The sequence below is a fragment of the Prosthecobacter sp. genome (assembly GCF_049294395.1).
Lineage (GTDB): Bacteria > Verrucomicrobiota > Verrucomicrobiia > Verrucomicrobiales > Verrucomicrobiaceae > Prosthecobacter.
This window is the reverse complement of the sequence record NZ_JBAQCR010000117.1, coordinates 1-12,823: the sequence shown is the minus strand read 5'-3', so window position 1 is coordinate 12,823 and position 12,823 is coordinate 1. Positions and strand designations below refer to the sequence as shown.

Here is a 12,823-nt window from a genome sequence, read left to right as displayed (position 1 = left end):
GTCCACGCGTATCTCGGCGGGTGCGCCAAGTCGCTCGACTGCCTGCCCATCCAGATTGGCGGTGTCGCGGATCACGTGCATCTTCTGACCACGTTGTCTCGCACGCTGGCGATTGCGGAGTTTGTGAAGGAGATCAAACGTGTCTCTACCAATTGGATTCAGAAGCGCGGTGGATTGTTCGGCCAGTTTCACTGGCAGGCTGGGTATGGATGTTTCTCGGTGTCCGAATCGAATTTGAGCGCAGTATCGCGATACATTTCGAGGCAGGAAGAGCACCATCGAAAGATCACGTTTCAGGAGGAATACCGTGAGTTGTTGCGACGCCATGGACAGACCTGGGACGAAGCATACGTGTGGGATTGAAGATTGACGGTGGCGCGGCGGCGGTGGACACAACCACGTTGTGGTTGGTTCTTGAGAGAACGGGATGATAGGGCGTTTACCCAGGGTTCTTCGAACCCTGGGCTCAAATACGGAAGGCCTTTGGCCTTCATCGAAATGTCTATGCGGCTCATGGCTCATGGCTCATGCTAGGCCACACGTAACAGCCTCACCCTTTGGTCTTCTTCACCAGTTTCACTCCCTCGATGCGCATCTTTTTGTCGGCGGCTTTGCACATGTCGTAGATGGTGAGGGCGGCGATGCTGACGGCTGTGAGGGCTTCCATTTCGACGCCGGTGGGGGCGACGGTGATGGCGGTGGCGGTGATGTGGATGGCTTTGGGCCGCACTTCAAAATCGACCTGCACTTTGCTCAGCGGGATCTGATGGCAGAGGGGGATGAGGTACTGGGTCTGCTTGGCGGCCTGGATGCCGGCGATGCGGGCGATGCTGAGGACGTCGCCTTTTTTGACCTGGTTTTTGCGGATGAGATCGAGCGTGACGGGCTGCAGCAGGATGCGGCCTTCGGCGACCGCTTCGCGGCGGAGCGGGGGCTTGGCGGAGACGTCGACCATGGCGGCTTCGCCTTTGCGGTTGAGGTGGGTGAGCTGGCTCATGGGGTGTAAATGCTAGGGATGGGTCTCCTTAATTAAAGAAGTATTTTTCCGCGTCACGCATGGCGCTTTTCGTGGGCTCCATGCCGTCGTGCACGATAACCAGAGCTGCCAGTCACATCTTCCACCACGCGCTTGAGGCCTTCGCATTCATATTTTTATCCTGGCACTCTTCCGCAGATCAAGCATGGGAAACCTGCATCTCTTCCATGCAGAACTCTCGTTGCCATGGAGCAGATCCTGCGGTTTGATTCACCTGTTCAATCTTCCAATCCATGAAAGCTCCGCAGATATTTGCTCTCGCACTCCGCCTGACGGGGTTGATTTTTCTTTATCATGCCTTGTCCGCCTTTCCGGGTGGCCTTTTCAAAATATTGGATCGTCTCGTGACATTAAGCCTCTGGGCGCTCATTCAAACCATTGTCGGAATCATCTGGCCGTTCATCCTTGCTTGGTGGTTTTTGCGTGGTGCGCCGTTGGTGATGCGATTGACCTATCCGAACGAGCCTCGGGACAACTGATTCTGGGCATTCCTATCCCACGCGTTTGCGCCTCTCGATCTGCTGTCGGCCTTTGTCACTGAGTGCCAGGCTCATGTGAGGAGGGCTGGGGAGCGAGGAGGTGGCGTGTCTCTGGCAGGTTGGTCGATTTTGACAGGATTCACAGGATGACGGAATGATGCAGGATCAAGGCGTTGTGATTTGAGGACGCGGGCTGGAAGCGGGAGGGATTGAATGGCATGATGTAAAGGCTGACGGAAAACGGGTGGAACCGCAGGGATGCTGTGCTCCTTTTCAAGACTTAATTCATTGCTGGAACTCAATCATGAATGCCATCAGCTACCGCAAGCATCTGCCTATCGAAGATCCAGAGAGCCTCGTGGATGTGGTGATCGATCAACCCAAGCCGGGACCGCGCGATCTGCTGGTTCAAGTGCGGGCCATTTCCGTCAATCCTGTGGACACCAAGATTCGCAGGGGCGCCGGTCCGGGACAGCCTTCGGGTGAACTCAAGATTTTAGGTTGGGACGCTGCGGGTGTGGTCGTGGAGGTTGGTTCCGAAGTGACCTTGTTTGCACCAGGTGACGAAGTTTACTATGCGGGCTCACTGGAGCGGCCTGGGTCGTATGCGGAGTTTCAGGCCGTGGATGAGCGCATCGTGGGCAGGAAGCCCGCGTCACTCAGCTTTGCCGATGCGGCGGCGTTGCCCCTCACGACCATCACAGCCTGGGAACTGCTCTTTGACCGGTTTTCGCTTCCCACGACTTCTGCATCGCAAGGAACGCTGTTGATCATTGGCGGGGCCGGAGGTGTCGGTTCCATCGCGATCCAGTTGGCGAAAAAGCTGACCGGGTTGAAGGTCATCGCCACCGCCTCGCGTCCTGAAACCGTGGAGTGGTGTCGGACACTGGGCGCTGATGAGGTGATTGATCATCGCCAACCTTTGGGGGCACAGATGAGGAAGATTGTCCCTGAAGGTGCCAGCCATGTCCTGGCCCTGACCAAGACCGAAGATCACTTCGATGAAATCATCGAAGCGGTGGCTCCAGAAGCAGCCATTGGCTTGATCGAGAACGTCGCCCGGCCTTTGGACATCAATAAACTGAAACCGAAAAGCCTCTCCCTCCATTGGGAGTTCATGTTCGGCCGGGCCCGGCCTCAATCGCCCAAGATGAGCGAACAGGGAGGCCTGCTCAACCAAGTGGCCGAACTCGTGGATGCCGGCAGGATCCGATCCACGGCGGTGAGCCATCTGGGCCAGATCAACGCCAAGAATCTCAAGGAAGCTCATGCGCTCGTTGAGAGTGGCAGGGCGATAGGGAAGGTCGTTCTGGAGGGGTTTTAGCGAGAGGAAACGATTCAGCTTTGGATTGGACATCCCTTCATGGGTTCAATCGATGCTGTTCTTCCTGAGATTGACGGCAACTCCGGCGCGAAACTCGATGACGTACTCAGAGCCGCCGAAGCCTGTGTCGAAGCGGTACTTCAGCGGGCTGTCGGGCTCCGGTGATTGAGCGACGCCATAATCGCTGAGGGTCTTGGGATCGCCGAGAATGGCAATCACGCGCTCGCGGCTGAGTCCCACGAATGTGACCTTGCTGAAAAGACGTGCCGCCGCCTGGCATGCTTCACCGCTGGATGCGTTGGTCACCGGCGCAGGAATGCGGTAGGTGTTGCGGAGAAGCGCCCGGTCCTGCGGGTAGCCTGGATAGGGCGGCGCTTCCTCCGCGCGAGTGATGCACGCTGCCGAAAGCAGGAGGAGGGTGAAGAATGTCGTTCTCACAGGTTGGATGAGGGTGCGGCTGGGACTCATGATTCTTCAGAGAGGAGAAGGGGGATCACGTGATTATTTCACGGTTTGGCGGGAGGTGTCGAGCTTTGTCATCGTGAAGAGATTTGGGCCTGTCCGCTGCAGGGGAAGTGGTATTTTGCCCTCCATGAGTGGGGGCTGGGGCGGGGGAGGTGACGAGTCTCTTGCAGGTTGGTTGATTGAGACAGGATCAACAGGATCGCAGAATGATGCAGGATTAAGCTTTGCGAGGGCTGTTGGACGTTCGAAAGCGGCGCTGAAGCGCGCGCACTCCGGGGACGCTCTCGCGACTTTCCCACACTGCGTTTCTACTCACCCGCCAATGGCAATCATTCGCCGATTCGGCTGGTAGTTGTGGCGGAAGTCGTGCTCCTTGGGTTTGCGGGAGACGACGTTTTGGAAGAAGGCGGCGAGTTCGGGGTCGGTGCAGCCGGCGCGGAGGACGGTGCGGAGGTCGAATTCGAGGTAGCTGCCGAGGCAGGGGCGGAGCTTGCCGTCGCAGGTGAGGCGGAGTTTGTTGCAGTTCTCGCAGAAGTGCAGGTTCGTCATCGCGCCGATGAAGCCGATCTTCTGGCCGGTGGCGGGGATGAGATGGTAGGCGGCGGGGCCGTTGGTCTTGAAATCTGGCAGGGGTGTGAGCGGGCCGGTGGTCTGCTCGACGAGCTGCTTGGCGATGCCGATGGGGAGGAAGTTGTCCTCGCTCAGGACGTCCTGGGTGCTGACGGGCATGAGCTCGATGAAGCGGAGGAGGGCGTTCTTTTCGCGGGCGAAATGGATGAGGGCGGGCAGTTCGCGCTCGGTCTGGCCTTTCATGAGGACGCAGTTGAGCTTGATGGACTGGAAGCCGGCGGCGATGGCGGCGTCGATGCCTTCGAGGACGCGGGGGAGGAGATCGCGGCTGGTGGTGCGCTGGTAGGTGGCGCGGTCGAGGGAGTCGAGGGAGATGTTGGCGGTGCGGACGCCGGCTTTGACGAGCCGCTCGGCCATGGTGATACCGTCTTCCAGTTTGGAGAGCAGGGTGCCGTTGGTGGAGATGCCGATGTCTTCGATGCCGGGGATCTGGGCGAGATCCGCGCAGAAACCGGCGACGCCGGGGCGGGTGAGGGGTTCGCCACCGGTGACGCGGATTTTTTTGATGCCTAGGGTGGCACCGACGCGGACGGTGCGGAGGAGTTCCTCATAGCTGAGGGTTTCGTCCTTGGCGAACCAGGCCTGCTCCTCCTCGGGCATGCAGTACCGGCAGCGTTCGTTGCACCGGTCGGTGACGGAGACGCGCAGGTAGGAGATGCGATGGCCGAAGAGGTCTTCCACAGGAGGGGGTTCTAACCACAGACTACGCTTGGGCTCAAGCTTGGGTATGAAGTCAAAATCTTGAACGGGGGCGGTGGTGCGGGTGGAGAGCTTGCCTGCTATGGCCGCTTCTCAAAATGCATTTCCTTCATGGATGGCATGAAGGCGTTCATTGGGGGCGGCGGAGGGGGGGGGCTGGCTTGGCTTTGGACTTCTAAAATCAAAAATCGATTGCTCGACAATCGTCAATACTTCCGGCTACAGGGCATCCTTGGCATGCGTGATTGACGATTGATGAACAATCGATTTTTGATTTTTGAGGTTTCTGACCGGAGCCGCAGAACTAAGCCTGCTGAAGAGGCAGGCGCATCGTAAACGTGGTCTCGATGCCGGGGGAGCTGGTGAGTTCGATGGTGCCGCCGTGGGCCTCCACGGCGCGGCGGACGATGGAGAGGCCGAGGCCGGTGCCTTTGACCTGGGTGGAGGAGTGGTGCTTGTTCCCACGGTAGAAGCGCTTGAAGACGAAAGGCAGATCGTGCGCGGGGATGCCGATGCCGTTGTCGCTGACTTTGAGGATGCATTCGTCCTTTTTCCACTCGCCGGAGACGCGGATGACGAGACCGGGCTTGGTGTTCTCCTTGATGGAGTTTTCGATGAGGTTGGTGAAGATCTGGTCCCAGTAGAAGCGGTCGCCAGTGAGCAGGCAGTCGCCCTTGGGGAAATCCAGCTCGATGCGGGCATCCCGCCCTTCGAGCATGGGGGCGAGGTGATCGGCGGCGTCCTCGGCGCAGTCATGCACATCGAAGGGCTCCTTGTTCAGGGAGCTGCTGGCGTCTTCGAGGCGTGAGATGGCAAGCATGTCCTCGATGATGCGGGCGATGCGCTTGCCATGCTTTTCCATGACATCCAGGCTGCGTTTCATCGTGGGGGATGATTTGGCCGAGTCTTCCTGCAGCATTTCGATGTAGCCGTTGATGAGGGTGAGCGGGGTGCGCAGCTCATGCGAGGCATTGGCCACGAAATCCCGGCGAATCTGCTCGGTCATGGCGGACTCGGTCACGTCCTGGATCATGAGCCAGGCACCGCCGCCCACGTCTGCGGCCAGGGGGGCTGCCTCGATGATGAAATAACGACCACCCAGATTGGATCCGGCACCCACGTCTGAGGGCAGCATCTGGATGCGGCGGGTGGTGTGGCGCTTTTCGGCCATGGACTCCTGCACGAGGTCGGAGATCTGGTGGTCGCGCACATCCTCGATGAGCGGGCGTCCGACGTGGATTTCCTTGCGGTGGAGCAGCTTCTTCAGCGGTGCATTGGCGTAGCGGATGCGCAGGTGGTCATCCACCAGCACGAGGCCCTGGCTGATCTCATCGAGCAGGGATTCAAACACACGCCTCTGCTCGGCCTGCTGCTCCGCCTGCTGGCGGGCGAGCAAGACCGTGGTGGCATGCATCGGCAGCAGGTCCGCATCACGCGCCCTCAGACCGAGGTTTTTGGCCACTCCCTCCCAGCGTTTTGTCCAGTACTTCTCACGCCGTGCCCAGGCAAACAGGCAGATGCCAAGCATCAGAGCGAGAAAGAGGGAAAGGGAGGTCATGCAGGCTGGGTGGCGGCGAGCTCCGTCTGGAACTGAAAGCCGGTGCCGCGAATGGTGACGATATGTTCGCCGGCTGCACCGAGTTTTTCACGCAGGCGCTTGATATGAGTGTCCAGAGTGCGGGTGGCGACGTCGCTGTTATAGCCCCAGACATCGCGCAGGAGGTCGGCGCGGCTGTGTACGGCGGTGTCGTTTTCCATGAGGGTGGTGAGCAGCTTGAACTCGATGGTGGTGAGGTCCAGGGCCGTGCCATCCAAAAAAAGCTTCATGTTTTTGCGGTCCAGCATGAAGCGGCCGCGCTGGATTTCCGACACGTGGGTGACCTTCTTCACGCGGCGGAGCACGGCGCTGATGCGCAGGTAGAGCTCGCGCGGGCTGAAGGGCTTGGTGAGGTAGTCGTCCGCGCCGAGTTCGAGGCCGGCGATCTTGTCGGTCACCTGGCCTTTGGCGGTGAGGATGATGACGGGGATGGCGGCGGTGCGGGTGTCTGCGCGGAGGCGCTTGAAGATCTGCATGCCGTCCAGGCCGGGCAGCATCAGGTCCAGCACAATGATTTCCGGCTGCTGAGCCAGCACGGCCGGCATGACCTGCAGACCGTTGCCGATGCAGATCGCCTCATGTCCTTCACGGTTGAGATGAAGGGAGATGAGTTCCGCGATGTCTGATTCATCCTCGACGATTAGTATCTTGCTCATGGAGTGGCTTTGTGATTTGGCCGTGCCATCGGCAAACTCATGATGGCAACGAAGGTGTCACATGGCAACAGTCTTGATTTCTTCCCAGATAACAAGCGTGACGGATTCGTCACGGTGACAAAGTTGGACTGCTTTAGGGGATGCGCTTCATCCTGCTTTCGTTCATTATCTCCCGAAATGAGGGTTCTCATCGTCACCGACACCTACCCGCCAGACATCAATGGCGTGGCGCGGACGCTGTACACCCTCGGGGCCGGGCTGGAACGCCGGGGGCATGTGGTGGAGGTGGTCACCACGGTGGAGGAGGAGGGAGCCGGCCTGCAGCGCCATGTGATGCACTCCATGCCGCTGCCGGGGTATCCGGGGCTGCGCTTTGGCTTTGCCTCCACCCGCCAGATGCTGGAGCTGTTTGACGCCTTCCGGCCGGACGTGCTGTATGTGGCCACGGAGACGCTGATGGGCATCTCCGCCATCCGCGCGGCGGGGAAGCGCGACATCCCGGTGGTGTCCGGCTTTCACACCAATTTCCAAAACTACCTGGAAGATTACCACCTGCCCGGACTGGAAACGGTGGCCCAGGGGGTGCTGCGGACGATCCACAACCAGACGGCACGGACGCTGACCCCCTCCGCAGACACGGCGGCGATGCTGGAACGCTGGGGCATCCAGAATGTGGGCGTGCTGGGGCGCGGGGTGGACACGGAGATGTTTGACCCGATTCGCCGGGATCCGGCGCTGCGGCAGAGCTGGGGCGCGGATGAGACCACTCCGGTGGCCATCTATGTGGGCCGCGTGGCGGCGGAAAAGAACCTGGAGCTGGTGGTGCGCTCGTTTGATGTGTTCAAAGAGGTGCAGCCCAAGGCGCGCATGGTCATCGTGGGCAATGGGCCGCGTCTGGAGTCGCTGAAGGAGGAGCGGCCCGAGTTTCACTATGCCGGAGCGCGCACGGGGGCGGATCTGGCGGCGCACTATGCCTCGGGGGATGTGTTTCTCTTTCCCAGCATCACGGAAACGTTTGGCAATGTGGTGCTGGAGGCGATGGCGGCAGGGCTGGGCGTGGTGGCGTATGATTATGCGGCGCCGCGTTTGCTGATCCGCTCCGGAGAAAACGGCTGGCTGGCGCCGTTCAATGAGGAGGGGGCCTTTCTGGCGCAGACCCGCGTGGCCGCCGCCGCATGGCAGAACGAGGCGCTGCGCTTTGCCGCCCGGCAGTCGGCGTTTGATCTGGGCTGGGAGCGGGTGATTGAACAATTTGAGCATGAGCTGGCCTCGGTGATGCCTAAAATGAACATTTTGATGTGATGAGTGAAGCAGCCCCAGTTCTCAATCCCGCCACCGGCAAGTCGAAGCTGCGCTTCAAAACCCTCTTCATTTCCGACGTGCATCTGGGCATGCCGGACAGCAAGGCGGCGCAGGCCTCCCACTTCCTGCGCAACTGCCTGTGCGACAAACTGGTGCTCAATGGCGACATCATTGACGCCTGGCACCTCCGCCGCATGGGTGGCTGGAACAAGGGGCACACCAACTTCATCCGCACCGTGCTGCGCAAGATGGAGAAGGAGAACACCGAGATCATCTACCTGCGTGGCAATCATGATGACGTGCTGGACCGCTTCATCCCGATCCAGTTTGAGCACTTCATCATCACGGACGAGCACATCCACCACACGCCGAAGGGAGACTACCTCGTGGTGCATGGAGACGGTTTTGATGCCGTGAGCACGAACCATGCGTGGCTGGCGCAGCTCGGCGGGCTGGGGTATAATTTTCTCCTGCGCATCAACCGGCTGTACAATGCGTATCGCGGTCTGCGGGGGAAGGAACCCTTCTCCTTCAGCGCGTGGGTGAAGCAGAAGGTGAAGTCCACCATCGGTGCGGTGGGCAAGTACGAGGAGCAGCTGCAAAATCTGGCCAAGCAGCGCGGCTGCATCGGCATCATCTGCGGGCACATCCACAAGGCCGACAACAAGATGGTGGGCAGCACGCATTACCTGAATTCCGGCGACTGGGTGGAGTCGATGACGGCCATCGGGGAGAATCTCGACGGCACCTTTGAGATCATCAGCTACCCCGAATTCTGCGAGCGCACCCACCGAGACCCCAAAGGCGAGGTGGAGGAAGAACTCCCGGCCCACATGGAATCTTCCGCAATTCCAATGTAGCGAAACCGTCACATTGAGTCATTTTAACAACCATGCACGAACACATCCTCTCCAGCTTCAACCATTCGCTCGACAAGCTCCGCGGCGACGTCCTGGCCATGGCCAGCATGGCGCGCAAGAATCTCGCCAGTGCGATGCGGGGGCTTTTGGAGCGTGACACCGACCTGTGCAACGCGGCCATCGCCGCCGATCAGGACGTGAACGAACTGGAGAAGAGCGTGGACAAACACGGCATGCAGATCCTGGTGAAGTTTCAGCCCACCGCGCATGACCTGCGGCAGGTGATGGGAACGATCCGCGTGGCGAACAATCTGGAGCGCATCGCTGATCAGGCATCGAGCATCGCCAAGCGCGCGCGCATCATCAACAACCTGCCCGAGTTTCCCGAGGTAAAGCTCATCCAGCCGGTGTATTCGCTGTGTGATCGCAATCTGGATCTCAGCCTGCAGGCCTTCCTCAATGCCGATCCCGATGCCGCAACCGCCGCGCGTCTGCTGGACAAGGAGCTGGATGCCGCTGAGAAATCCTTGGATCGCGAAATCATCTCCGTGATGGAATCGCACCACTCGGAGCTGGAAGGCTACATCCACCTCATCTTCGTGGCGCGGTTTCTGGAGCGCGTGGGCGACCATGCGAAGAACATCTGCGAAGACACGATCTTCATCGAGCGCGCCGAAGATATCCGCTTCAGCAAGGACAAGCGTGCGGAAGTGGCTGCGGCGTCAGTGGCCGGCATGTGAATCCGGGGATTAAAGTGCTTCCGAGCTTTAGCTCGGTCTGGAAGGAGCGGAGATTCCTGCGCTCCAGAACGAGCTAAAGCTCGAAAGCACTCTGGCCGTTCCGGCAACACCCCTCTCATTTCAACAGCAACGCATGTCTTCTTCCACACCTCCTGTTCTCAAGCTCGACCGCCCGTACCAAGCCGTCTTATTCGACATGGACGGCACCTTGCTGGACTCACGCGCCGCCGTGGAACGCGTCTGGCATGAATGGGCTGCCGGGCATGGACGTGATGCGGGCCCCGTGCTGGCCGTGTGTCATGGGCGGCGCACCATTGACACGGTGCGTGAGTTTGCCATCCCCGGTCTGGATGAGGAAGCGGAGGCGCGGAAGCTCGAAGCCTGGGAGATTGACGATACGGAAGGCGTCGTCGCCATTGCGGGTGCTGCGGAGCTTCTCGCGCGGCTGCCAGTCGGTCGCTTCGCCGTCGTCACCTCGGCCAGTCGTGCGCTGGCCACGCGTCGTCTCAAAGCGGCCGGTCTGCCGATTCCCGCGCTCATGATCAACGCCGAGATGGTGGCTCACGGCAAGCCTGATCCCGAAGGCTATATGAAGGGCGCCGCGCTCTGCGGCACCACGGCGGACCAATGCCTGGTCTTCGAAGACGCCCCAGCGGGCATCGAGGCCGGCCGCCGCGCTGGCAGCGATGTGGTTGCCATCACCGCCGCCCGTCCGTTTCCTTTTGATGCGGGGTGTCCTGAGGTGCTGGATTACACGCGTGTGCAGTTTGAGCTGGGGTAGGCGGCCTGGACTCAGTCTGGTGCCAGCAAGGTTTCTTGCTCGCGTCCGTTGGGACGCTAAAGAGGAAGTTCCTGGCCCTGAAAGCGGCGGAAAAAGGCATGACGTCTTTCCTCCTCGGTGGTGGCGTTTGGCAGATTGCTCCAGGCGAGCTCACGCGCGGTTGCCATCATGTCCAAGCCCATCAAAAACCGCTCTTCCTGAGTCTTGCGCATCATGGCCGTAAAGATCAAAGTGTTGATCTCGGGCGCGGTGTCCTTCACGGCAAAACCCGTGTCAGCATATCTGTCAGGTTCAATGCGGCTGACCATTGGCGTAAATACTCGGTGTCGCAGCCTGTCGCAATCAAGTTTTCGACATCGGCAAGCTGCCGTTCAGACAGAGATTCCTGAGCCCAGTGAAACAGAGAAAGGTGCCGCATTCGGTATCATTCACTCAGGTCAATCACGTCAGTCTCACGAGCATGATACTTCAGGCGTTCTTCAGGAGTCATTTTTTCATACGCCAGTGTTTCGCGGTACTCACGTGCTTCAGCCGCCAGAGTGAAGCTCGCTTCCAGGTTTTTCGAGACGACGAACTCGCGCAGATTGTGGATCGGAACCCGGAAGAATTCCTTTCGATAGTTTACTTTGTTAACCCGAAAGCTGTCGAATTCCGTGTGCAGCAGGCGTTCCAAAGCAGGCGCATCATCGCTGCGAATCATGGCGTGAACATCAAAAGTGAAGGGTACTGAGGCATCTCCGAGCTCTCTTACACGGTCCTCTGGTTCCAAACGACGTGTCATCCCGATCTTCAAGACGTCACTTCCAAATGAGCCGATGTTTGAAATAATATAGACGTGGCCGCTGCGGGTTTGTTGAGCCATCGAAAGCGCACGTTGATTTTTCGCTTCAGCTTCCGCAAGCTTTTGACCCAGTTCCCCAAGACGCGCTTCGAACTTTGCCCGTTCTTGGGCTGAAGCATTTGCCACCTCGGCTTGGGCTTTCTCCATGGCTTTACGAAGGGCTTCCTCTTCTTTTGCGGCTTCTTGCATGGCTCGTTCATAGTCGCGCCGCGCTTTTTCCTCCTCGCGGATTTGTTCCTGAATGCGTCGTTGTTCTTCGCGTTCCTTGAGCCTCAGTTCGTAAACAACGACCGCCCATCTTAGTTCAGCGATACGCGCATCAAGGTAGGTTGAAAGAACGCGTGCATTGCGGAATGCTTCACCGTTCAAGTTTACCAGGCTGAATGCATCACGGATCTCTTGCTCAAGAGTGCCAAAGTTATCATGTTTTGCGCGGGAAAGAATCGCATCCACTCGTCCATTAAATGCATCTGTCACGAATCGGATGGCAGTTCCACGCCGGTTCGCCTCTGCATAATCGCATGTGGCAGCCTGCCCATTGGCTACCATGCGTCGGGATTGTTCTCTTGCAGCTCTCAAGGCTTCACCTGCTGCGGCATGACCATAATCTGCAGCAAGTTCATCAAGCAGGCTGTGAGTGGGGATGATGTAGCGGTCACCGTAACCTTCGATGACATTGTGTATGGCCTTGACTGCTTGTTCGAGCATTTCTTTGTCTCTGAGTGCTATGTAAGCATCTCCGGCTATTTGCTGCGCACGGGTGTCGGCATCCGAGATAATTTTCCCGGCATCGCGTGTTGCCTGGGTGAGCATGGCCTCTCCCTGCTGATAAAGCTCCTTGGCTCGCTGATGTGCCACTTTTCTCTCTTCGAGGGCTTCCTTTTTTGACTGCTCCATGAGAGCCACAGCCTCAGCTTGGAGCGCAGTCGCCTCGGCTAGCGCACCCGCCAGCATTGTGCGTACTTCCTCCTCAGATTGTTGCAGAGCAGAGAGGGAACGTAGGGGCTCCAATTCTGCTTTTGCCTGCACCAATTCCAGATGCATTTGTTCGATGATCTTGCGTGATTCGGTCTCGTAATGCTCTCGTACCACCCTGGCCTCTGCCTCAAGTTCAGCTGTCTTTTGTTCAAGGGTTCTCTTTCCCATGGCTTTTGCCGCAGCCGCCTCAGCAACTATCCGTTCCTCTTCTTGGGAAAGGCGAGCAAGTTCGCTGGCAAGTTTGATCTCGGCCTTGTATTTCTGCACATAGAAAGTGATCGTTGTCGTGATTGCGATCAGGAGAAGAATTAGCAGAAAAGTCGTCATATGGGTTGCGTGGATTTGTCCTCTGCGAGAGTCGTTTTTAACTGCCTGGCAAGGATGGTGCGCATCTCACGCACCTGATGGAGTGCTTTTTCAAAAGAGGAGCGGGAC

General features: G+C 58.8%; 14 protein-coding genes. 7 read left to right on the top strand and 7 right to left on the bottom strand.

Going from position 1 to position 12,823, the window contains the following annotated elements:
* On the top strand, window positions 1-363 hold a 363-nt coding region (locus WAW39_RS07575), incomplete at its 5' end, for a transposase (protein WP_422317403.1).
* Window positions 364-550: 187 nt separating this feature from the next.
* Here the strand turns inward: WAW39_RS07575 and moaC are convergent.
* Window positions 551-997, bottom strand: a complete 447-nt coding sequence (gene moaC, locus WAW39_RS07570; RefSeq protein WP_422317401.1) for a cyclic pyranopterin monophosphate synthase MoaC — start codon at window positions 995-997, stop codon at window positions 551-553.
* Between the two features lie 272 nt (window positions 998-1,269).
* On the opposite strand from moaC, the gene WAW39_RS07565 reads away from it, so the two are divergent.
* Window positions 1,270-1,515, top strand: coding sequence for a hypothetical protein (locus WAW39_RS07565; RefSeq protein ID WP_422317399.1), 246 nt, complete (start codon window positions 1,270-1,272; stop codon window positions 1,513-1,515).
* 304 nt (window positions 1,516-1,819) lie between these two features.
* The gene (locus tag WAW39_RS07560; protein ID WP_422317397.1) at window positions 1,820-2,839 is read left to right on the top strand and encodes a zinc-binding alcohol dehydrogenase family protein; all 1,020 of its coding nucleotides are present in this window, start codon (window positions 1,820-1,822) and stop codon (window positions 2,837-2,839) included.
* A 45-nt stretch (window positions 2,840-2,884) separates the two neighbouring features.
* Here WAW39_RS07560 and WAW39_RS07555 read toward each other — a convergent pair whose 3' ends face one another.
* The 4 genes from WAW39_RS07555 to WAW39_RS07540 form a co-directional block, all read right to left on the bottom strand.
* On the bottom strand, window positions 2,885-3,307 hold the full coding sequence (locus WAW39_RS07555; RefSeq protein ID WP_422317395.1) for a hypothetical protein: 423 nt from the start codon (window positions 3,305-3,307) through the stop codon (window positions 2,885-2,887).
* A gap of 309 nt (window positions 3,308-3,616) precedes the next feature.
* Complete coding sequence (gene moaA / locus WAW39_RS07550; RefSeq protein ID WP_422317393.1) at window positions 3,617-4,615, bottom strand: GTP 3',8-cyclase MoaA; 999 nt, start codon at window positions 4,613-4,615, stop codon at window positions 3,617-3,619.
* A 322-nt stretch (window positions 4,616-4,937) separates the two neighbouring features.
* Window positions 4,938-6,191, bottom strand: coding sequence for a sensor histidine kinase (locus tag WAW39_RS07545; RefSeq protein WP_422317391.1), 1,254 nt, complete (start codon window positions 6,189-6,191; stop codon window positions 4,938-4,940).
* A complete protein-coding gene (locus WAW39_RS07540) occupies window positions 6,188-6,886 on the bottom strand; it encodes a response regulator (RefSeq protein ID WP_422317389.1) in 699 nt (232 codons plus the stop codon). Before WAW39_RS07540 ends, WAW39_RS07545 begins: the two co-directional genes overlap by 4 nt.
* Before the next feature lie 177 nt (window positions 6,887-7,063).
* On the opposite strand from WAW39_RS07540, the gene WAW39_RS07535 reads away from it, so the two are divergent.
* From WAW39_RS07535 to WAW39_RS07520, 4 genes are all read left to right on the top strand, one after another.
* Window positions 7,064-8,188 carry a glycosyltransferase family 4 protein gene (locus WAW39_RS07535; RefSeq protein ID WP_422317387.1) on the top strand — a complete coding sequence of 375 codons (1,125 nt, stop codon included), beginning with the start codon at window positions 7,064-7,066 and terminating at the stop codon, window positions 8,186-8,188.
* Window positions 8,188-9,048, top strand: a complete 861-nt coding sequence (locus WAW39_RS07530; protein WP_422317385.1) for a UDP-2,3-diacylglucosamine diphosphatase — start codon at window positions 8,188-8,190, stop codon at window positions 9,046-9,048. Before WAW39_RS07535 ends, WAW39_RS07530 begins: the two co-directional genes overlap by 1 nt.
* 32 nt (window positions 9,049-9,080) lie before the next feature.
* Window positions 9,081-9,788 (top strand): phosphate signaling complex protein PhoU, encoded by a 708-nt coding sequence (phoU, locus tag WAW39_RS07525; RefSeq protein ID WP_422317383.1) that lies wholly within the window; start codon window positions 9,081-9,083, stop codon window positions 9,786-9,788.
* 133 nt (window positions 9,789-9,921) lie between these two features.
* Window positions 9,922-10,569, top strand: a complete 648-nt coding sequence (locus tag WAW39_RS07520; protein ID WP_422317381.1) for an HAD-IA family hydrolase — start codon at window positions 9,922-9,924, stop codon at window positions 10,567-10,569.
* A gap of 56 nt (window positions 10,570-10,625) precedes the next feature.
* Here the strand turns inward: WAW39_RS07520 and WAW39_RS07515 are convergent, their stop codons facing one another.
* Together WAW39_RS07515 and WAW39_RS07510 are read right to left on the bottom strand one after the other, a co-directional pair.
* A complete protein-coding gene (locus WAW39_RS07515; RefSeq protein WP_422317379.1) occupies window positions 10,626-10,877 on the bottom strand; it encodes a hypothetical protein in 252 nt (83 codons plus the stop codon).
* A 116-nt stretch (window positions 10,878-10,993) separates the two neighbouring features.
* Entirely contained in the window at window positions 10,994-12,715 is a 1,722-nt protein-coding gene (locus tag WAW39_RS07510) for a DUF4041 domain-containing protein (RefSeq protein ID WP_422317377.1), read from the bottom strand.
* Window positions 12,716-12,823 lie beyond the last annotated feature (108 nt).